Genomic DNA, 20,660 nt, shown 5'->3' on the forward strand with positions numbered 1-20,660 from the left:
TGCCCATGTCCGTCCCCAGCATGACCTTGTTCCACAACCCCGCGTCGCCGTTCGTGCGCAAAGTCCGCGTGCTGCTGATCGAGACCGGTCAGCAGGACCGTGTGGCCCTGCATGCCTGCATGCCCACCCCCGTCAACCCGGACGCGCATGTGGTGCAAGGCAACCCGGTCGGCAAGATCCCGGCCCTGCGCCTGGCCGACGGTTCGGTACTGCATGACAGCCGGGTGATCCTCGATTACTTCGACCACCAGCACGTCGGCAACCCGCTGATCCCCCGCGACGGCTCGGCCCGCTGGCGCCGCCTGACCCTGGCCTCGATGGCCGACGGAATCATGGATGCCGCCGTGCTGGTGCGCTACGAGACCGCGATGCGCCCGGTGGAGAAACATTGGGATCAATGGCTGGACGAGCAGCGCAACAAGATGCGGCGCGCACTGGCCGAGCTGGAAGCCGAGGCGATTGCCGAACTGGCCAGCCACTTCGACATCGCCGCGATTAGCGTGGCCTGTGCCTTGGGCTACCTCGACTTCCGCCATCCCGACCTGCAATGGCGCGCGGATAACCCAAGGCTTGCCGCCTGGTACGCCGAGGTCAGCCAGCGGCCTTCGATGCAGCAGACCCAACCGCCCGCGTGATGTTCACACAGACCCAATGCGGGAGGGGGCTTGCCCCCGATTGCGGTGTGTCATTGCGCTCATTTTTCTCTGAACCACCGCTATCGGGGGCAAGCCCCCTCCCACATTGAGCGGCGGTGTGATTGAGGAAGTTGACCATTCTCGCCTTCATTTGCTGATCCTCGCGCAAGCCGATCATTGCACCGCCTCCAGATCGAACTGCAACGGCTCTGCCGTCTTGCGCTTGCCCACGCCATACCAATCCAGCCTGCGCGTGAGCACCATCACCGTGCCCAGCAGGCCGAACAGCAACAACGAGCCCATCAGCAACGCGTAATCCTCGGCACTCAGCAGCCCGTACAACAACCCATACAACGCCGCCAAGCCCACCGAAAAGCCCAGGCCGTGGACTACGCTGCGCAGCACATGGCACACGTAGAAGCCGATCAACAGCACGCAGGCGCTCGCCGATATCAGGTACGCCAGGGCAAACCCCAGATGCTCGGACAGCGACAACAGCAGCAGGTAGAAGAACGCCAATGCAAAGCCCACCAAGGCGTACTGGATGGGGTGCACCGCCAGGTTCTTGAGCACTTCGAACAGGAAGAAGCCGGCAAAGGTCAGCGCGATGAACAGCAACGCGTATTTGATCGCGCGCTCGCTCTTGAGGTACTGGTCCACCGGGTCGATGAAGTTCACGCCGAAGCTGCGGTTATTGAAGTCATCACAGCCCTGGCGGTCCAGGCAGGTTTGCAGGGCCTGCTCGAGGTTGGTTGCGAAGAACGAGGTTTGCCAGTGGGCGGTAAAGCCCTTGTCGGTGACTTCCCGCTGCGCCGGCAGGAAGTTGCCGATAAAGCTTGGGTGCGGCCAGTTGGAAGCAAGTGATACCTGACTGGTCTTGCCCACGGGCACCACCTGCAGTTGTTCGGTGCCCTGCAGGCGCAGGTCAAAGGCGAAGTCCACGGCGGCGGGTTTCCTGCTGTCCTGGTCGGGCAGCAGCACATGCACGCCCTCCCCCAGCCAGTCCACCAGGGAGCCCGGCGCAAATTCCAGGCGCTGATCGCCCAGCTCCAGCGTCAGCGCATTTTCGATGCCGCGAATATCGCTGATGCCCATCGCCAGAAACGCCGGTTCAAAACGGTAGTCGGCGAAGTTTTCCGTGATGCCCAGTTGGGCAGGCAGTTGGAAACGCCCCCTGATGCGGTTGTCGGCATGAAACAACCGCGCCTGGTAGATGCCCCGTGCGCGCAGCTCGGTCTGCACCTGGCCGTCGAGTTCAAAGCGCTCCGGCAGGAAATACAGACGGCCGCGCTCCTCGCGGGTTTCTTCGTAGCGTTTGTTGAGTTTTTCATTGAGTTTCCATTCGCGCACCGTCTTGCGATAAGGCACCACCATCACCGGGCCGGTGAGGCGCTGCGCGAAGCTGGAACTGCGGGCGATGTCCATCAATACGCCGTCGCGCAGTTGCTGGCGGTCGCTGATGATGCCGTTGATCATCAGCAACGGAATCAGCAACAGCAGGATCAACAGCGCAATCGCGCCAAGTTTGAAAAGCAGGCTGCGGTTCATGGGACTCTCCCTGTTTTGATAAGGAGAGTCTGGGCAGCCTGTGTGGGGGATTTATGTGGGCAGTGTGGAGATTGTGTGGAGATGCAGCACCACCTCCACGCCACCCGGTACGTTGCCGATCTGCAGCGCGCCGCCGTGCAGCTTCATCACTTCTTCGACAAAGTTAAGGCCCAGGCCGGTGCTTTTGCGCCCGCTCGCCGGACGCGGCAGTGAATAGAAACGCTCGCTCAGGCGCGGCAAGGCGTAATCCGGAATCGGCGCGGCCTGGTTGAACAGGCTCACCCGAACGTCGTTGTGCCGCACCTGCGCACTGAACCGCAGTTCGCCGCCGGGCGGGGTGAAATCCAGGGCGTTATCCAGCAGATTGCCCAGGGCCTGGCGCAGCAGGAACGGTTCGCCAAACACCCTCACATCGGCGCCGATGCGTTGCTGGACCTGCAGGCCGGCGCTTTCGATCCGCGCACATTGCGCCTTGAGTACGTCATCGACCAGGCCCGCCAGCGGGATACTCGATTGTTCTTCCAACCCCTGGCGTTGCTCCACCTGTGCCAGGTTCAACAACCGTTCGATCAGCTGCTGCAGGCGCGCGCTTTCGCTGTCGATATTGCCGACAAAACGCTGCTGCTGTTCGCGGGTCATGTCGCCCTGCAGCAACTCCGCCGCGCCGCGAATGGCCGCCAGCGGGCTTTTCAGTTCGTGGGTCAGGGTGTGCACGTAATGTTCGACATAGGCTTTGCCCTCCAGCTGCGTGCGCATGTGTTCGACAGCGGTGGACAGCTGCTTGAGCTCGCCGCCACGGTAATGGGGCAACTCGGCCCGACGCCCTTCGCTGACGGCCTCGGCATAGGCGGTCAAGCGTTTCAGGGCGACGCTCAGCCACCAAGACAACAGTGCGCCCAGCAGCAGGCCCAGAATCACCAGCCCGGCGCCGTACCACAGCAGGCGCCGCTCGGTGCGGTCGACGTAGGGCTGTAACGAGCTATTGGGCTTGGCCACGGTCACCACGCCGATAATCCGGCCGTCGTCACGAATCGGCGCGCCCACGTGCATTACCGAAGAGGTTGGGTCATCCGCTTCGCTGCGGGTTGAGCGCGCGCCGTACTCACCGCGCAGGGTCAGGTACACGTCGTTCCACCTGGAATAGTCCTGGCCCACCGCCTCGCCCGTGGAGTCGAGCAAGACCGTGCCCTTGGCGTCGGTGACATAGATGCGGTGGTTGACCTGGTTCTTCGGCAGGCCCCAGATGACCGCGCCCGGCTGACGATTGCCATACGCCTTGAGCACCTGCGGCCAGTGGCTCTGGCCGAGGGTGCCGTTCTTCACATCGGTGCGCAGGATTTCGGCGAGCAGGTTGGCGGTGTCCACCAGGGTTTCTTCGGTGGACTGGCGTACGCCGGGGCGGATTTCCTTCATCACCGTGTTGAGCACAAAGTAACCGGTCAGGCCGATAAACAGCGCGTACACCAGGAAAATCCGCAGCCCCAGGCGCATCAGCTATGGCTCGGGCTGTAGCTGTAACCCAGGCCGCGATGCGTCTGGATCGGTTCGGCATCGGCGGCCACGCTGCGCAACTTGCTGCGCAGGCTTTTGATATGGCTGTCGATATTGCGCTCATAGCCGGCGTCGGCGGGTACGCCCACCGCGTCCAGCAGCTGCTCGCGGCTGAACACACGTTCGGGTTGTTCCAGCAGGCTTTGCAGCAGGCGGAATTCGTGACGCGTCAGGCTTAGCGGCTGGCTGCGATAGTGGATCTGCATGCGTTCCAGGTCGACCTGGAACACCGCAGGCGCCGCATTCGGGCCGACCCGCTTGAGAATCGCCCGCACCCTGGCCGCCACTTCACGCGGGCTGAAGGGCTTGACCACGTAATCGTCGGCGCCGATTTCCAGCCCCACCACCCGGTCGATCTCGCCATCGCGCGCGCTGAGGAACATCACCGGCACTTCGCTGAACCGGCGCAGTCGCTTGCAGGTTTCAAAACCACTGATGTCGGGCAGGCCGATGTCGAGGATGATCAAGTCGGCCGGGGTTTGGCGCTGATGCTCCAGCGCCGCCTGGCCCAGGCTCAGCCAGGTGGTGCTAAAGCCCTCGCCTTGCAGGGCGAAGATCAGCGTGTCGGCAATCGCCGCTTCGTCTTCGACAATCAGGATATGCGGCATGTGGGTCCGTCAGCAGTCCGGTTTGTCGGCAGTGTAACGACGGGCCGGGTTTACCGCTGCACCGAATTCACGCAAGGCCTTGGCGCCGATCAGCAGCGGGTAATTGAAGCTGCTGCGGTCGGTAAGGTTGACCTCGACGGTACGCTTGACGTCACCCAGGCACATCTCCAGGTCGATCACCGGGCGCTTGGCCACACTGGCTTCGTCCTTGTCGTCATCTTCGTCGGCGCGGCTCTTGATCTTGCTGATGCGCGAGACCTTGTGCTCGTAGACTTTGTTGTCGGCGTCCTTGCCGCCGAGGCGGAAGCGCACCCAGTCGTCGCCATCACGGGTGAAGGTTTCGATATCGCGGGCCGACAGCGAGGCGGTCAGCGCGCCGGTGTCCATCTTGGCCTTGAAGGTCTGGCCGATTTCCGGCAGTTGAATGTATTCGTAGCGACCGTAGAGGGTCGGTTCGGCGGCCATCACGGGCAAGGCGGTGATAACGGGAAAAACTAGGGCGAACGCGCCAAGGAGCAATTTCACGGCATGATTTCCTCGAAAGAAGTGGACGGATTCTAGACCGCACGCACGGCACTTAGTTGGATCACCGAGCATAACCGGCACGTTGTGAAACATTCGTACAGCCATTTGCGATTTGGCCTCTAGACTCACCTTGCTTATCATTGCCCGCCCACAGGATTTCAAGAGTTGCTTATGCGCCGCCTGCTCACCGGCTGTTTGGTCACACTGCTGCTGTTACTCAACACGCTGATTTTGATCGGCCCCTTGCTGGTGTTTGCCCTGCTCAAGCTGGTGGCACCGGGCCGCTCGCGTGACTATGCGTCATGGGCGGTGATGTGGATCGCCGAGACCTGGGCCGAGATCGACAAGCTGATTTTCGCGGTGTGCATTCCCACCCAGTGGGATATTCGCGGCGGTGAGGACCTGCGGGGCGACACCTCTTACCTGGTCATCAGCAACCACCAGTCCTGGGTGGATATTCCAGCGCTGATCCAGGCGTTGAACCGACGCACACCGTTCTTCAAATTCTTCCTGAAAAAAGAGCTGATCTGGGTGCCCTTCCTTGGCCTGGCCTGGTGGGCGCTGGATTATCCGTTCATGAAGCGCTACACCAAAGCGTACCTGGCCAAGCACCCGGAGCTGGCCGGACAGGACCTGAAGATCACCAAAGAGGCCTGCGAGCTGTTCAAGCGCCAGCCGGTGACGGTGGTCAACTACCTGGAAGGCACGCGGTTCAGCGAGGCTAAACGCAAGCAGCAGGACTCGCCGTTTAACCGACTGCTCAAACCGAAGGCCGGCGGCGTGGCCTTCGTGTTGGCGGCGCTGGGCGAGCAGTTGGATGCCGTCCTCGACGTGACCGTGGTGTACCCACAGCCAAAGATTCCAGGGTTCTGGGATTTGATCAGCGGCGCGGTGCCGAAGGTGATCGTGGATATCCGCACCCGTGAATTGGACGCGGCGTTGTGGCAGGGGGACTACGAGAACGATCCGGCGTTTCGCCTGACCGTCCAGAACTGGGTCAACCAGCTCTGGCGGGAGAAAGACGCGCGCATCGAGCAGCTGCGCGCGCAGCAGTCTTAGCTGCCGGTGCCCCAAGCCTGGGCCAGCTTGCCCAGCACCGAGCTATCGGCGCCCTGCCCGCCCAGGTATTGCAGGATCACCGGGGCAAACTGACCGATCATGCCGCTGTCCATGCCCAGGGCGCTGAACGCGGTGTTCAAGTCATTGGTGTTTTTCACGTTGCCCAGCAGGCCGTCCAGGCCGCTGGTCTTGCTGCCGCCGGCCTGGCCGAGCATCCCGCTCAAGGCACCCAGGCTGCCCAGGGCGTTGTTACCCGACAGTTTATCGAGGCCCGGCACGCTATCGCCCAGCTGCGAAAAGTCATTGCTGCTCAGCTTGTTCTTCGCCAGGCCCAGCATCGCGCCCGTGCCGCCGACGGCTTGCTCCGGGGTGATATTGAGTTGAGAGGTCAGGGCTGTCAGCAGGTCGGCCGTCTCTGAAGTTGGAGCAGCGGCAGCGGCTTTGTTGTTGCCACCTTGCATCCCGGAGATGGCGTTGGCCGCATCGCCAAGGCTGAAGCCTGCGGCAAACACCGGGCTGGCGGCCACGGTCAACAGGCAGGAAAGGGCAAAACCGCGTGAAATCTTCATCAAGACAACCTCAGGAAATAGGTGCAAAAGCAGGCGTTGGACTGGGTATCCCGTCGGTTGTTCCGGAACCCATCGGGGATAAGCGGGTCTAGGAACTGACTACAAAATTTGTCAGGAAGAGACTTATGACTGCGATCCAACCCCAAGTGATTGAGCACAAGCCTGCCTTCTGGAGCCGCCCGCGTCTGTTCATCGGCGCCTGCGCCGTAGTGGCTGCCGGCATCGGCGGCGCGCTCTACACCCAGGACAGCATCAAATCCGCGGCGACGTTGGTGACGACGACCCAGCAGCCGGCCGCGCAAATCATGGCGCACAAGGATTATCTGGAAGTACAGCCGATTGCCGCCACGGCGCCTGCGCCCGACCAGAGCCTGGAGCTGTGGGCCATCCCCAAAGACGGCACGCCTGTGTCTCTGGGACTTTTGCCGGAAGATGGCAAAGGCATCATCGGCCTGAACCCGCGTCAGCAGGAAAGCATCAGCAAACCGGTGGAGTTGATGGTGAGTTCGGAGACCAAGGGTGGCTCGCTGAGCAAGCAGCCAACCGGCCCGACCGTCTACCAGGGTGCGCTGGCCGCACGCTAAACACCCTGAATCCCTTGTGGGAGGGGGCATGCCCCGATAGCGGCAGGTCAGTCACAGAGGCACTGACTGAACCACCGCCATCGGGAGCAAGCCCCCTCCCACATTTGATTTTCAGTGGCTGGGACATTTGCCCAAGGCTTTACGCCGCGCTGAACATTTTATGCGGATCAATCACAAACTTCTTCGGCACACCCGCATCGAACTCGCCATAGCCACGTGGCGCGTCATCCAGGCTGATCACCTGCACGCCGACGATTTCAGCGATGTTGATACGGTCCCACATGATCGCCTGCATCAGCTGGCGGTTGTACTTCATCACCGGCGTTTGCCCGGTGTGGAAGCTGTGGGATTTGGCCCAACCCAGACCAAAACGAATGCTCAGGCTGCCCATTTTTGCGGCGGCATCGACAGCGCCTGGGTCTTCGGTGACGTACAGGCCAGGGATGCCGATCTTGCCCGCCACGCGCACTACGCCCATCAGTGAGTTGAGTACGGTGGCCGGGGCTTCGGCCTTGACGCCGTCGTGGCCGTGGCCGCGTGCTTCAAAGCCTACGGCATCGACGGCGCAGTCCACTTCCGGCTCGCCGAGCAGCGCGGCAATCTGTTCGTGCAACGGCGTGTCAGTGGACAGGTCGGCGATTTCAAAGCCCTGGGCCTTGGCGTGGGCCAGGCGGATCGGGTTGACGTCGCCGATGATCACGACCGCAGCGCCCAATAGGCGTGCTGATGCGGCAGCGGCGAGGCCGACCGGGCCGGCACCGGCGATGTAGACCGTGCTGCCTGGGCCAACGCCTGCCGTGACCGCGCCGTGATAGCCAGTCGGCAGGATGTCGGAGAGGCACGTCAGGTCGCGGATTTTCTCCATCGCCTTGTCGCGGTCCGGCAGTTTCAACAGGTTGAAGTCGGCGTAAGGCACCAGCGCGTATTCAGCCTGGCCACCGGTCCAGTCGCCCATGTCGACATAGCCGTAAGCACCGCCCGGGCGCGCCGGGTTGACACTCAAGCACACGCCGGTGTGCATTTCCTTGCAGGAGCGGCAACGACCGCACGCTACGTTGAAGGGCACCGACACCAGGTCGCCGATCTTCAGGTTCTCGACGTCGCTGCCCTTCTCGATCACTTCGCCGGTGATTTCATGCCCCAGCACCAGGCCGGTCTGGGCGGTGGTGCGGCCACGCACCATGTGTTGGTCGGAGCCGCAGATGTTGGTAGAGACCACGCGCAGGATGACGCCGTGCTCGATCTTCCTGCCACGGGGGTCCTGCATTTTGGGATAGTCGATTTTCTGTACTTCGACCTTGCCGTTGCCGAGATACACGACACCACGATTACCAGACATGCTTTCACCTCGCTGTTGTTTTTATGGAACTGCGTTGCCCTGTTAGGTGGGCAGCGCGTTTAAGTGCTCGGGTTGCAGATGCTGTTTTTGCGTTGTTTTTGAGGGCCTCATCGGGGGCAAGCCCCCTCCCACATTTGCTGGTATTCACAATTTAAAAATGTGGGAGGGGGCTTGCTCCCGATGGCGTCAGTCAAAGCACCACAGTTCTATTGGCGTTCAAAAACACCCGCCGCTCGATGTGATACCCCACCGCCCGCGCCAACGTAAGCCCTTCGATATCGCGCCCCTTGGCAATCAAATCCTCGGGATAGTGGCTGTGATCCACCACCTCCACGCCTTGGGCGATGATCGGGCCTTCATCCAGATCGTTGTTGATGTAATGCGCCGTGGCGCCGACCAGTTTCACGCCCTTGTTGTACGCCTGGTGGTAGGGCTTGGCGCCTTTGAAGCCCGGCAGCAACGAGTGATGGATGTTGATCGCCTTGCCGTCCAGCTTGCGGCACAGTTCCGGCGACAGCACCTGCATGTAGCGCGCAAGAATCACCAACTCGGCGCCGGTGTCTTCCACCACTTGCCACACCTGGCGCTCCTGGGACGGCTTGTCGTTGGGGTCCAGCGGGAAATGGAAGTAGGGAATCTGGTGCCAGTCGGCCAAGGGTTTCAGATCGGGGTGGTTGGACACCACCGCGACCACGTCCATCGACAATTGGCCTATGCGCTGGCGGTACAGCAGGTCATTAAGGCAGTGATCGGCCTTGGAGACCATGATCACCACTTTGGGCCGGTAGTTCGGCGCCGTCAGCTCGAAGATCATGCCAAAGGCTTCGCCGCGCGTGGCCAGGCCGTCGCGAAAGGCTTGCTCGTCAAAACCGCCCGGCTGGCGGAATTCCACACGGATGAAAAACCGGCCCGAGAGGCGGTCATCGAACGAGTGGTGCTCGGTGACGTAGCAGCCCTGCTCGAACAGGTAGCGGGTGACCGCGTCCACCGTGCCGAGCACGCTGGGGCAGTCGGCGGTTAAAATCCATGTATCGGGTGCGCGGCTCATTACGGTTGACTCCTTGATCGTTCCCACGCTCTGCGTGGGCATGCCGCCATGGACGCTCTGCGTCCGCTCTTGGGACGCCGAGCGTCCCGGGATGCGTTCCCACGCGGAGCGTGGGAACGATCAGGCTTGAACGCTCAGGCCAAACTCGGCGGAGGCGTCCTGCAACCACAACCACCAGTAATCCGAGAAGCTGCGACGGATCAGCAGTTCCCAGGTGTCTTCTGCGGTATGACGGATCACCAGTTGCGACTTGGCGAACACCGTGCCCACCGCCTTGCCCACCGGGAAGTTGTTGGGGTGCACGTCGTAGCTGGTGGACTTCATCAGCACATCGCGCACGTTCGGACCGCTGAGTTCAAGAATTTGCTGGCCGCCGCTGACGTTGACGATCTGGATATGCAGGTCGCCCAACGCCGCGCGCAGGTTTTGTTCGGCAGCGAACTCTTCGCCGCCTGGCACGATCAGCAGCCATTCGTCCGGGCCGAGCCATTGCAGGCTGGTTTCACCGTTGACGATGACCTGCAGGGCGCCAGGCAGTTCGATGCCCAGGGCCTTGTGCACGCCGCTGGCGAACGCGGCATCGTGGCCGTCGCCGCGGATGGTCAGGTGGCCCAGAAGTTTCTTTTCACGCACGGTCACGCCGGCATTCTTGCGGCCCTTGCCGACCAGGCTGGCGAGGTCGGCATGATGCAGCGACGACTCGGCCTTGGCACCGGTGGTGGGGCGTTGTTGGTATACGTTGGCTGCTGTCATAAAGCACCTTGTCTTAAATTGATCGTTCCCACGCTCTGCGTGGGAATGCCGCCCGGGGATGCATTCCCACGCGGAGCGTGGGAACGATCAGGTATCAGATGTTCTGCCGCTCACCTTTCGGGTCAAAGAACACCGAAGACACAATCTCCGCCTCGATCACGCTGCCATCGGCCTGGGGTGAAAACACCCGTTCGCCGATGCGCTTCAAGCCGCCCTTGACCACACCCATGGCAAACGAATAGCCCAGGGAGTTGTGCGCATAGCTTGAGGTGACATGGCCAACCATTTTCATCGGGATCGTCTGCTTCGGATCGAACACCAACTGTGCGCCTTCCGGCAGCCACACGCTCGGGTCGATCGGCTTGAGGCCTACCAATTGCTTGCGCTCTTCACGCACGCAGTCTTCGCGGTTCATGCCGCGCCAGCCGATCCACGAGAACGGTTTGGTACGGCCTACGCACCAGCCCATGTTCAGGTCGTCCGGGGTCATCGAGCCGTCGGTGTCTTGGCCGACGATGATGAAGCCCTTCTCGGCGCGCAGGACGTGCATGGTTTCGGTGCCGTACGGCGTCAGGTTGTATTTTTTGCCGGCCTCGACGATCTGCTCCAGCACGCCCATGGCGTAGTCGGCCTGCACGTTGACTTCATACGACAGCTCGCCGGTAAACGAGATACGGAACACCCGCGCCGGTACGCCGCCCACCAGGCCTTCTTTCCAGGTCATGAACGGGAAGCCGTCCTTGTCCAGGTCGATGTCGGTGACTTCACTCAGCAGCTTGCGGCTATTGGGGCCAGACAGGGTCATGGTCGCCCAATGGTCAGTGACCGAGGTGAAGTACACCTTGAGGTCCGGCCATTCGGTCTGTTGATAGATTTCCAGCCACTGCAGAACACGCGCGGCACCGCCGGTGGTGGTGGTCATCAGGAAGTGGTTGTCGGCCAGACAGGCGGTGACGCCGTCGTCGAAGACCATGCCATCTTCCTTGCACATCAGGCCGTAGCGCGCCTTGCCCACGTCGAGCTTGGTCCAGGCGTTGCTGTAGATACGGTTGAGGAACTCACGGGCATCCGGGCCCTGGATATCGATCTTGCCGAGGGTGGACGCATCCAGCAGGCCGACGCTGTCGCGCACGGCCAGGCATTCGCGTTTGACCGCAGCGTGCAGGTCTTCGCCGTTGCGCGGGAAATACCACGGGCGTTTCCACTGGCCGACGTCTTCAAATTCGGCGCCGTTCTTCACGTGCCAGGCTTGCAGCGCGGTGTAGCGCACCGGTTCGAAGATGTGCCCGCAATGACGGCCGGCAATCGCGCCGAAGGTGACCGGCGTGTAGTTCGGGCGGAACATGGTGGTGCCCATCTGCGGGATGGTCACGTTCAGCGAGCGCGCGGCAATGGCCAGGCCGTTGACGTTACCCAGCTTGCCCTGGTCGGTACCGAAGCCCAGCGCGGTGTAGCGCTTGACGTGCTCGACCGATTCGAAACCTTCGCGGGTAGCCAGCTCGATGGCGGCGGCGGTCACGTCGTTCTGCAGGTCGACGAATTGCTTCGGCGCCCGTGCGGTAACTTTTTCGTGCGGTACCTGGAACAGCGCCAGGGTCGGCTCTTCCAGACGGCTCAAGGCTTTCGGCAACACGCCTTCAACCGGGGCGAAACCGGCTTCGCTGGCCGCACGTACGCCGCCTTCGAACCCATCGGCCAGGGAATCGCCCAGGCCGTAGACGCCGTTGATACCGCCGACGCACACGCGTTTCTGCGGCGCTTCGCCCGGCACGAAGCCGAGGATGTCTTCGCGCCAGGTCGGCTTGCCGCCTAGGTGCGAGGCCAAGTGGACCACCGGGCTGTAGCCGCCGGAGCTGGCCACCAGGTCGCAGTCCAGCCACTCGCCAGGGCTGGTGACTTTGTGTGCTTTCACATCGATCGCAGCCACTCGGGCAGCGCTCACGCGCTTGGTGCCACGCGCTTCGACTACAGCGCTGCCGGTGAGGATACGAATGCCCTTGGCGCGGGCTTCTTCAACCAGCGCGCCGCGTGGGTTGTGGCGTACATCGGCCACCGCGACCACTTGCAGGCCCGCATCGAGCCAGTCCAGTGCAACGCGGTAGGCGTGGTCGTTGTTGGTCGACAGCACCAGCTTTTTGCCCGGTGCCACGCCGTAGCGGCGCACGTAAGTCGAGACTGCACCCGCCAACATGTTGCCCGGCACGTCGTTGTTGCCGTACACCAGGGGGCGCTCGCACGCACCCGTGGCCAGCACCACGCGCTTGGCGCGCACGCGGTGGATACGCTGGCGCACCACGCCGATCGGCGCGCGGTCGCCAAGGTGGTCGGTGAGGCGCTCGTGAATGGTCAGGAAGTTATGGTCATGGTAGCCGTTGACGGTGGCGCGGGGCAGCAGCACCACGTCCGGCAGGGCTTTCAACTCGGCAATCACGCTGGCAACCCATTCGGTCGCCGGCTTGCCGTCGAGGCTTTCGCGCGAATCCAGCAGCGAACCACCGAACTCTTCCTGTTCATCGGCAAGGATCACCCGCGCGCCGCTGCGCGCAGCCGCCAGTGCAGCGGCGAGGCCGGCCGGGCCGGCACCGACCACCAGCACATCGCAGTGACGGTTGAAGTTGTCGTAGGTGTCCGGATCGTTCTCGGTCGGCGAACGGCCTAGGCCAGCCGCCTTGCGGATGTACTTCTCGTAGGTCATCCAGAACGACTGCGGGTACATAAAGGTTTTGTAGTAGAAACCCGGCGGCATCAGCTTGCCGCCGACCTTGCCGAGGATGCCCATCATGTCGTTGTTAACGCTCGGCCAGCCGTTGGTGCTGGTGGCAACCAGGCCTTGGTACAGCGCTTGTTGCGTGGCGCGCACGTTGGGAATCTGGGTGGCTTCGGTGGCGCCGATCTGCAGCACCGCGTTCGGCTCTTCGGCGCCGGCGGCGAAGATGCCGCGAGGGCGCGAGTACTTGAAGCTGCGGCCGATGATGTCGACGCCGTTGGCCAGCAGTGCAGCGGCCAGGGTGTCGCCTTCAAAGCCCTTGTAGCTCTGCCCGTTGAAGGTAAAGGTCAGGACTTTGTTACGGTCGATGCGGCCACCGTTGGACAGGCGATTGATCTGGCTCATACCTTCTCTCCAGCGGCCTTGGCGGTGAATTGCGGCTTCTCGCCGATCTTGTAGGTTTCAAGAATTTCGTAAGTCAGGGTGTCGCGCGTTGCGTTGAAGTACTGGCGGCAACCGGCGGCGTGAATCCACAGTTCGTGGTGCAGGCCACGGGGGTTGTCGCGAAAGAACATGTAGTCGCCCCACTCGGCGTCGGTGCAGGCATTCGGGTCCAGCGGGCGCGGGATGTGCGCTTGGCCGGACGCGTGGAATTCCTCTTCGGAGCGCAGTTCGCCACAGTGAGGACAGAAGATATGCAACATAGGAAATTTCTCCTGTTAGTGGGCGACGGCCGCAGCGCCGTGTTCGTCGATCAGCGCACCGTTGTGGAAACGGTCGATGGAGAATGGCGCGGCCAACGGGTGCATTTCACCCTTGGCCAGGCTCGCGGCAAACACGTTGCCTGAGCCCGGCGTAGCCTTGAAGCCACCGGTACCCCACCCGCAGTTGAAGAACATGTTCGGCACCGGGGTCTTGGAGATGATCGGGCAGGCGTCCGGCGTGGTGTCGACGATGCCGCCCCACTGGCGGTTCATGCGCACCCGGGACAATACCGGGAACATCTCGACGATGGCCTGGATGGTGTGTTCGATCACCGGGTACGAGCCACGCTGGCCGTAGCCGTTGTAGCCGTCGATGCCGGCGCCGATCACCAGGTCGCCCTTGTCGGACTGGCTGATGTAGCCGTGCACGGCGTTGGACATGATCACGCTGTCGATAATCGGCTTGATCGGCTCCGACACCAACGCTTGCAGCGGGTGGGATTCGATCGGCAAACGGAACCCGGCGAGTGACGCCATGTGCCCGGAGTTACCCGCCGTGACCACACCGACGCGCTTGGCGCCGATAAAGCCCTTGTTGGTTTCCACGCCGATGCACACGCCGTTTTCCTTGCGAAAGCCGATCACCTCGGTCTGCTGGATCAAGTCCACACCGAGAGCGTCAGCGGCGCGGGCAAAACCCCAGGCCACGGCATCGTGGCGGGCCACGCCGCCGCGACGTTGCACGGTGGCGCCGAGGACCGGGTAACGGGTGTTTTTCGAACAGTCGAGGTACGGGATCTCGTCCGCTACCTGTTTGGCGTTGAGCAGTTCGCCATCCACGCCGTTGAGGCGGTTGGCGCTGACGCGGCGCTCGGAATCGCGGATGTCCTGCAGGGTGTGGCACAGGTTGTAGACACCACGCTGGGAGAACATCACGTTGTAGTTCAGGTCCTGGGACAAACCTTCCCAGAGTTTCATCGCGTGTTCATACAGGTGCGCCGACTCATCCCACAGGTAGTTGGAACGCACGATGGTGGTGTTGCGCGCAGTGTTGCCACCGCCCAGCCAGCCTTTCTCGACCACGGCCACGTTGGTGATGCCGTGCTCTTTGGCCAGGTAGTAAGCGGTCGCCAGACCATGCCCGCCACCGCCGACGATCACCACGTCGTAGACCTTTTTCGGGGTCGGCGTGCGCCACATCTTCTGCCAGTTTTCGTGATGGCTGAGGGAGTGCTTGAAGAGGCCGAAGCCTGAGTAGCGTTGCATAGTCATTACTCCAAAACCGCGCTCAGCGATAAACCGGGAAATCAGCGCACAGGGCAGACACGTGCTTGGCCACGTTGGCCTCGACATCGGCGTCGCCGAGGTTGTCGAGGATGTCGCAGATCCAGCCGGCCAGTTCGATGCACTGCGGCACTTTGAAGCCACGGGTGGTGACCGCCGGGGTACCGATGCGCAGGCCCGAGGTCACGAACGGCGACTGCGGGTCATTCGGCACAGCGTTCTTGTTGACGGTGATGTGGGCGCGGCCGAGGGCGGCGTCCGCGTCTTTGCCGGTGAGGCCCTGACGGATCAGGCTGACCAGGAACAAATGGTTGTCGGTGCCACCGGAGACCACATCGTAGCCGCGCTTGATGAACACTTCGGCCATGGCCTGGGCGTTGTCGATCACTTGTTGCTGATACGCCTTGAAGCCTGGCTCTGCTGCTTCCTTGAAGCACACCGCCTTGCCGGCGATCACATGCATCAGCGGGCCGCCCTGGGCGCCGGGGAAGACAGCCGCGTTGAGTTTCTTTTCGATGGCTTCGTTGGCCTTGGCCAGGATCAGGCCACCGCGTGGACCGCGCAGGGTCTTGTGAGTAGTGGTGGTGACCACGTCCGCGTAGGGCAGCGGGTTCGGGTACAGACCGGCGGCCACCAGGCCGGCGACGTGGGCCATGTCGACGAACAGCAGCGCACCTACCTTGTCGGCGATCGCACGGAAGCGAGGGAAATCCAGGGTCTTGGAGTAGGCAGAGAAACCGGCCACGAGCATTTTCGGCTTGTGTTCCACGGCCAGGCGCTCGACTTCGTCGTAGTCGATCAGGCCGGTGTCGGTGTTGATGCCGTACTGCACCGCGTTGTACAGCTTGCCCGAGGACGACACCTTGGCGCCGTGGGTCAGGTGGCCGCCGTGGGCCAGGCTCATGCCGAGAATGGTGTCGCCGGCATTGATCAGCGCCAGGTACACCGCACTGTTGGCGGACGAGCCGGAGTGCGGCTGCACGTTGGCGTAATCGGCGCCGAACAGCTGCTTGGCGCGCTCAATGGCCAGGGCCTCGACCTTGTCCACATGCTCGCAGCCACCGTAGTAGCGCTTGCCCGGGTAGCCTTCGGCGTATTTGTTGGTGAGGCCGCTGCCTTGAGCTTCCATCACGCGCTTGCTGGTGTAGTTCTCCGACGCGATCAGCTCGATATGATCTTCCTGACGCTGCTCCTCGGCATTCATCGCCGCCAGCAGTGCGTCGTCATATCCCTGGATCTGGTCTTGTTTGCTGAACATCGCGTCTCTCCCAGCCTTTCGTATTGTTGAGGCCCGTGCAGGGCCCTTTGATGCGATGGTAGGGCTGGCGCGTGCAGGTCAAATGCCTGCGCACGCCACGCAAAGGTGCGTTTACGACATTGCTCAAACAACACAGAAATAAATGTGGGAGGGGGCTTGCTCCCGATAGCGGTGGGTCAGCTTGCATAGGCTGTGGCTGACACTCCGCCATCGGGAGCAAGCCCCCTCCCACATGGGTTAGGCGTTGACCGTGCGAAGGAGTAGCAGCAGCAGGAAATGCAGGGGATAGAGCGCGTACGCCCAGCGACGCATGGCTGGCGGGGAGGCGCTTTTGGCATGTCGCAACAAGACCAATCCGGCCAATGGCGCGATCAGGCACGCGGCCAACCCGGACAGCGCAACGATCGAGCCGCTGTTGAGCAAAATCTGCCATTGGTTGGCGGCCACGCAGACCAAACCCGGCAACACGCTGAAATACCATGGCCGACTGAATACCAGCAGCATCGCCAGTGGCAGCAATACACCAAAAAAACCGAACATCAGTTGCGTGGAAAAGACAGCGCTTATTGCGAGCGCCAGCAGCGCCAAGCCTCGATCAACAAGGGCTTTGTGCTGCCATCCCCTGGCAACCAGCACGCCCAGCGCCAGGGTCGGCAGCACATTCAACGTATCGGCATCTTCGATGAACAGCCGATAGGGCACTTCGCTGATCACACTGAACAACAGCAGCCAGCCCAGGTAGCGCCACTGGCCGCTCATCGGCGCCTCGCGCGCGCGATGCAGGTTCGCCGCGATCGCCAGGCAAAACCACGGGAACGCCAGGCGCCCCGGCACGTACAGCCCATCCAGGCTCAACCCCACATAGCGCAGGTGGTCCAGCACCATACTCAGCAGTGCCAGCCACTTGAGCAGATCCAAAGCGCCATCGCGGATACGTCCGACAGGAATCGTTTCAGTACCGTGCATAATTCCCCAACGACTTTGCATTTACAGTGCGTGCGCCCCCCTCCCAATCTTGGTTAAAGTGCGCACCAACATCGACCACAGGAATGGGCCATGACCGACAAGAGCCAACAATTCGCCAGCGACAACTATTCCGGCATCTGCCCGGAAGCCTGGGCCGCCATGGAACAAGCCAACCAGGGCCATCAACGCGCCTACGGTGATGATGAGTGGACCCACCGCGCCGCCGACGGTTTCCGCAATCTGTTCGAAACCGACTGCGAAGTGTTCTTCGCCTTCAACGGTACCGCCGCCAACTCCCTGGCGCTGTCTTCGCTGTGCCAGAGCTACCATAGCGTGATTTGCTCGGAAACCGCCCACGTCGAGACCGACGAATGCGGCGCGCCGGAGTTTTTCTCCAACGGTTCCAAGCTGCTCACCGCCCGCACCGAAAACGGCAAGCTGACCCCGGAATCGATCCGCGAAATCGCCCTCAAGCGCCAGGACATCCACTACCCGAAACCGCGCGTGGTCACGCTGACCCAGGCCACCGAGGTCGGCAGCGTCTACACCCCGGAGGAAATCCGCGCCATCAGCGCTACCTGCAAGGAACTGGGCCTGAACCTGCACATGGACGGCGCACGCTTCTCCAACGCCTGCGCCTTCCTCGGCTGCTCACCGGCCGACCTGACCTGGAAGGCCGGCGTGGACGTGCTGTGCTTTGGCGGCACCAAGAACGGCATGGCGGTGGGTGAAGCCATCCTGTTCTTCAACCACAAGCTGGCCGAAGACTTCGACTACCGCTGCAAACAGGCCGGCCAACTGGCGTCGAAGATGCGCTTTTTGTCGGCACCGTGGGTGGGCCTGCTGGAAAACGACGCCTGGCTCAAGCATGCGCGCCACGCCAACCACTGCGCGCAACTGCTCAGCAGCCTGGTGGCGGATATTCCTGGCGTTGAGCTGATGTTCCCGGTGCAAGCCAACGGCGTGTTCCTGCAACTCTCGGAACCGGCCATCGCCGCGCTGACCGCCAAGGGCTGGCGTTTCTACACCTTTATCGGCAAAGGCGGCGCACGCTTCATGTGTGCGTGGGATACCGAGGAAGAGCGTGTAAGAGAATTGGCGGCGGATATCAGGGAAGTGATGAACGCTTGAAGTAGAAGTCAGCCCAGCCAGTGCTGGCCGATTGCCGAGTCTGTTTTTTGATATTTCTGACAGCAGCTCAATATGATTTCGTTGTCTATCCTCTTGGAACCCGGAAGGAAAACGCAGCGATACCTGCCACCTTTCGGGTCTATTACCTGCCGAATGATCGGCCGGAAATACCTATCCAATGGAGAGCTTAATCATGGAATATCAAAACAACATCAATACCCTGCAAAGCAACGGCACCGACAGCACCACCGTCATCGACTGGGACGAATTCAGGAAGCACGCCAAAGTCGGCGATACCATCCGCGAGCCATCCAGAACGCTCAGGATCTATGACAAAGTCTATGAAATGACAGCCTCAGGCCAACACTTCGTCATCCACATCTACGCCCAGTAACCCTCCCCACTGATCGTTCCCACGCTCTGCGTGGGAATGCCTGCCCTGGACGCTCCGCGTCCCACCCCAACTCAAGGATGAGCACGTGGGTAGAAGCCGCTACGTCATCACCGAGCCCGAAAAGCCGCACTTTCTAACCTGTACGGTCATGGAGTGGCTGCCACTCTTCACCCGCAGTTACTTGGTGGACCATCTTTTAGATTGCTGGCGATATCAACAAACTAACCATGCGTTAAACCTGTTTGGCTACGTCGTGCTGGAAAACCACCTGCACTTCGTTGCCCAAGCGCCCGACTTGGGAAAATGCGTCAGCCAATTCAAATCCTTCACTGCCCGCACCATCATCGACGACCTGCAGAGCAAAGGTGCGGAGCGCGTGTTACAGCGCCTGCGTTTCAGCAAACGTGCGCACAAGGCAGATCGTGTTTATCAACTCTGGCAGGAAGGCTCCCATGCAGAACTGGTCTACAGCGAGGCCGTCATGCGTCAGAAGCTTGATTACATCCATCACAACCCCGTGAAACGAGGCTATGTGGACCGCGCAGAACACTGGCGGTACTCCAGCGCTCGCAACTATGCAGGGATGGAAGGGCTGATCAACATCCAGCCTTGGTTCTAAAGAGAGGCGGGACGCGGAGCGTCCCAGGAGGCGTTCCCACGCAGAGCGTGGGAACGATCAGCGTGGTCAAGATCGATCGTTCCCACGCTCCGCGTGGGAATGCCTCCCCTGGACGCTCCGCGTCACCAGCGCTCGGGTCAGAACTCGATGCGCACATCGCCCTTCGGCACACTGCAGCATGACAGGATGTAACCCTCGGCTTCGTCCTCTTCGGTAATCCCGCCGTTGTGCTCCATCTCCACCTCGCCGCCCAGCTTCATCACCTTGCATGTGCCGCAGATGCCCATGCCGCATGCTTTCGGGATCAACAGGCCAAGCTTGGCCGCCGCCGCATGCACGGTTTCGCCCGGCGCCACGCGGATGCTCTTGCCGGACGCAATGAATTCCACCTGGTGCAGGTCCGCAAGGTCGACTTCAGGGGCATCAGCGGCTTGTTCGGCCTGCTCCACCGCGTCGGCCCGTGCTTCCGGCGGCGTCGCGCCGAAGGATTCTTCGTGATAGCGCGTCATGTCGAAACCGGCGGCTTCCAGCAGGCGTTTTACCGCGCTCATGTACGGCGTAGGGCCGCAGCAGAACACTTCGCGCTCGAGGAAGTCCGGCACCATCAGTTCCAGCATCTTGTGGTTCAGATAGCCGCGGTACCCGGCCCAGGGTTCTCCAAGACCGTGCTTCTCACAAATCAGGTGCAGGCTGAAGTTATCGATCCGCGACGCCATGTGTTCCAGTTCGCGGTGGTAGATGATGTCTTTCGGCGAGCGGGCGCTGTGGACGAAGACCATGTCGACATTGGCGTTGGTGTCGTAAAACCAGCGCGCCATGGACATCACCGGGGTGATACCGACGCCGCCGCTCAGGTACAACACTTTCGGATTGGTGTAGTCGATCGCGTTGAACAGCCCCACCGGCCCGTGCACCGCCAGTTCCTGGCCCTCATGCAGCGTGTCGTGCAGCCAGTTGGAAACCTTGCCGCCCGGTACGCGCTTGATGGTCACCGAAAAGCTGTAGGGCACCGAGGGCGAACTGGAAATAGTGTAGGAGCGCATGATCGGCTGGCCTTCGATTTCCAGCTCCAGGGTGACGAACTGCCCGGGCTTGAAAAAGAACAGGATCGGCTGGTCGGCCATAAAGCAGAAGGTGCGCACGTCCCAGGTTTCCTGGATGACTTTGACGCAACGGACGATGTGCCGACCATTGGCCCAGGTCTGGGTAGTTACCGGATTCAGGAAGCTGTTGGACATACTGTTCTCCACCGCCGAGGCTCGGCCTTATGGTGGCGATTCTGCGTAACGCGAGAATCCGCCATTTACCTATCTGCGACATTCACATACTTACCGCGACCAGCCCCCAACGACAGGGGGTTGCGCGTCGGGATCAGATT

At 61.8% G+C, this 20,660-nt stretch carries 20 protein-coding genes; 6 read left to right on the forward strand and 14 right to left on the reverse strand.

The window, feature by feature from the left end; all coding sequences use genetic code 11:
* Positions 1-5 precede the first annotated feature (5 nt).
* The gene (locus C4J84_RS23775) at positions 6-635 is read left to right on the forward strand and encodes a glutathione S-transferase N-terminal domain-containing protein (RefSeq protein WP_124436184.1); all 630 of its coding nucleotides are present in this window, start codon (positions 6-8) and stop codon (positions 633-635) included.
* A gap of 174 nt (positions 636-809) precedes the next feature.
* Here the strand turns inward: C4J84_RS23775 and creD are convergent, their stop codons facing one another.
* The 4 genes from creD to C4J84_RS23795 are packed head-to-tail and all read right to left on the reverse strand — an operon-like array spanning position 810 to position 4,867.
* Positions 810-2,183 carry a cell envelope integrity protein CreD gene (creD, locus tag C4J84_RS23780; RefSeq protein ID WP_124436185.1) on the reverse strand — a complete coding sequence of 458 codons (1,374 nt, stop codon included), beginning with the start codon at positions 2,181-2,183 and terminating at the stop codon, positions 810-812.
* Positions 2,184-2,234: 51 nt separating this feature from the next.
* Positions 2,235-3,674 (reverse strand): two-component system sensor histidine kinase CreC, encoded by a 1,440-nt coding sequence (gene creC, locus C4J84_RS23785; protein ID WP_124436186.1) that lies wholly within the window; start codon positions 3,672-3,674, stop codon positions 2,235-2,237.
* Positions 3,674-4,342 carry a two-component system response regulator CreB gene (creB, locus tag C4J84_RS23790; RefSeq protein WP_124436187.1) on the reverse strand — a complete coding sequence of 223 codons (669 nt, stop codon included), beginning with the start codon at positions 4,340-4,342 and terminating at the stop codon, positions 3,674-3,676. Before creB ends, creC begins: the two co-directional genes overlap by 1 nt.
* A 9-nt stretch (positions 4,343-4,351) precedes the next feature.
* Positions 4,352-4,867 carry an ATP-dependent zinc protease gene (locus C4J84_RS23795; protein ID WP_372238155.1) on the reverse strand — a complete coding sequence of 172 codons (516 nt, stop codon included), beginning with the start codon at positions 4,865-4,867 and terminating at the stop codon, positions 4,352-4,354.
* 171 nt (positions 4,868-5,038) lie between these two features.
* On the opposite strand from C4J84_RS23795, the gene C4J84_RS23800 reads away from it, so the two are divergent.
* Positions 5,039-5,926: an acyltransferase gene (locus C4J84_RS23800; protein ID WP_124430658.1), complete on the forward strand. Its 888-nt coding sequence runs from the start codon at positions 5,039-5,041 to the stop codon at positions 5,924-5,926.
* Here C4J84_RS23800 and C4J84_RS23805 read toward each other — a convergent pair.
* Positions 5,923-6,495 carry a DUF2780 domain-containing protein gene (locus C4J84_RS23805; protein ID WP_124364702.1) on the reverse strand — a complete coding sequence of 191 codons (573 nt, stop codon included), beginning with the start codon at positions 6,493-6,495 and terminating at the stop codon, positions 5,923-5,925. The genes C4J84_RS23800 and C4J84_RS23805 overlap by 4 nt on opposite strands.
* A gap of 125 nt (positions 6,496-6,620) precedes the next feature.
* Here C4J84_RS23805 and C4J84_RS23810 point away from each other — a divergent pair, with 125 nt between their 5' ends.
* On the forward strand, positions 6,621-7,079 hold the full coding sequence (locus tag C4J84_RS23810) for an anti-sigma factor domain-containing protein (RefSeq protein ID WP_124368607.1): 459 nt from the start codon (positions 6,621-6,623) through the stop codon (positions 7,077-7,079).
* Positions 7,080-7,218: 139 nt separating this feature from the next.
* Here C4J84_RS23810 and fdhA read toward each other — a convergent pair whose 3' ends face one another.
* The 8 genes from fdhA to C4J84_RS23855 form a co-directional block, all read right to left on the reverse strand.
* Positions 7,219-8,418 carry a formaldehyde dehydrogenase, glutathione-independent gene (gene fdhA / locus C4J84_RS23815; RefSeq protein WP_057723611.1) on the reverse strand — a complete coding sequence of 400 codons (1,200 nt, stop codon included), beginning with the start codon at positions 8,416-8,418 and terminating at the stop codon, positions 7,219-7,221.
* Between the two features lie 190 nt (positions 8,419-8,608).
* Positions 8,609-9,466, reverse strand: coding sequence for a formyltetrahydrofolate deformylase (gene purU, locus C4J84_RS23820; RefSeq protein ID WP_124372089.1), 858 nt, complete (start codon positions 9,464-9,466; stop codon positions 8,609-8,611).
* 120 nt (positions 9,467-9,586) lie between these two features.
* Positions 9,587-10,219, reverse strand: a complete 633-nt coding sequence (locus tag C4J84_RS23830) for a sarcosine oxidase subunit gamma (RefSeq protein ID WP_124372091.1) — start codon at positions 10,217-10,219, stop codon at positions 9,587-9,589.
* A 94-nt stretch (positions 10,220-10,313) separates the two neighbouring features.
* Complete coding sequence (locus tag C4J84_RS23835) at positions 10,314-13,331, reverse strand: sarcosine oxidase subunit alpha (protein WP_124436188.1); 3,018 nt, start codon at positions 13,329-13,331, stop codon at positions 10,314-10,316.
* Positions 13,328-13,630: a sarcosine oxidase subunit delta gene (locus C4J84_RS23840; RefSeq protein WP_122487201.1), complete on the reverse strand. Its 303-nt coding sequence runs from the start codon at positions 13,628-13,630 to the stop codon at positions 13,328-13,330. Before C4J84_RS23840 ends, C4J84_RS23835 begins: the two co-directional genes overlap by 4 nt.
* 15 nt (positions 13,631-13,645) lie before the next feature.
* The gene (locus tag C4J84_RS23845) at positions 13,646-14,896 is read right to left on the reverse strand and encodes a sarcosine oxidase subunit beta (RefSeq protein ID WP_010207084.1); all 1,251 of its coding nucleotides are present in this window, start codon (positions 14,894-14,896) and stop codon (positions 13,646-13,648) included.
* Positions 14,897-14,918: 22 nt separating this feature from the next.
* Positions 14,919-16,172, reverse strand: coding sequence for a serine hydroxymethyltransferase (gene glyA, locus C4J84_RS23850; RefSeq protein WP_124436189.1), 1,254 nt, complete (start codon positions 16,170-16,172; stop codon positions 14,919-14,921).
* A 237-nt stretch (positions 16,173-16,409) separates the two neighbouring features.
* Positions 16,410-17,138 carry a TraX family protein gene (locus C4J84_RS23855; protein WP_124436190.1) on the reverse strand — a complete coding sequence of 243 codons (729 nt, stop codon included), beginning with the start codon at positions 17,136-17,138 and terminating at the stop codon, positions 16,410-16,412.
* A 90-nt stretch (positions 17,139-17,228) separates the two neighbouring features.
* Between C4J84_RS23855 and C4J84_RS23860 the strand changes: the two genes are divergently transcribed.
* The 3 genes from C4J84_RS23860 (at position 17,229) to C4J84_RS23870 (ending at position 19,282) form a co-directional block, all read left to right on the forward strand.
* Positions 17,229-18,269, forward strand: coding sequence for a low specificity L-threonine aldolase (locus tag C4J84_RS23860; RefSeq protein WP_057723604.1), 1,041 nt, complete (start codon positions 17,229-17,231; stop codon positions 18,267-18,269).
* A 193-nt stretch (positions 18,270-18,462) separates the two neighbouring features.
* Positions 18,463-18,663 (forward strand): hypothetical protein, encoded by a 201-nt coding sequence (locus C4J84_RS23865; RefSeq protein ID WP_124368612.1) that lies wholly within the window; start codon positions 18,463-18,465, stop codon positions 18,661-18,663.
* A gap of 85 nt (positions 18,664-18,748) precedes the next feature.
* On the forward strand, positions 18,749-19,282 hold the full coding sequence (locus tag C4J84_RS23870; protein ID WP_124436191.1) for a transposase: 534 nt from the start codon (positions 18,749-18,751) through the stop codon (positions 19,280-19,282).
* 137 nt (positions 19,283-19,419) lie between these two features.
* Here the strand turns inward: C4J84_RS23870 and gbcB are convergent, their stop codons facing one another.
* The gene (gene gbcB / locus C4J84_RS23875; RefSeq protein WP_124364713.1) at positions 19,420-20,520 is read right to left on the reverse strand and encodes a glycine-betaine demethylase subunit GbcB; all 1,101 of its coding nucleotides are present in this window, start codon (positions 20,518-20,520) and stop codon (positions 19,420-19,422) included.
* Between the last annotated feature and the right edge of the window lie 140 nt (positions 20,521-20,660).

Origin of the sequence: Pseudomonas sp. R11-23-07 (assembly GCF_003852295.1) — a bacterium.
Classification (GTDB): domain Bacteria; phylum Pseudomonadota; class Gammaproteobacteria; order Pseudomonadales; family Pseudomonadaceae; genus Aquipseudomonas.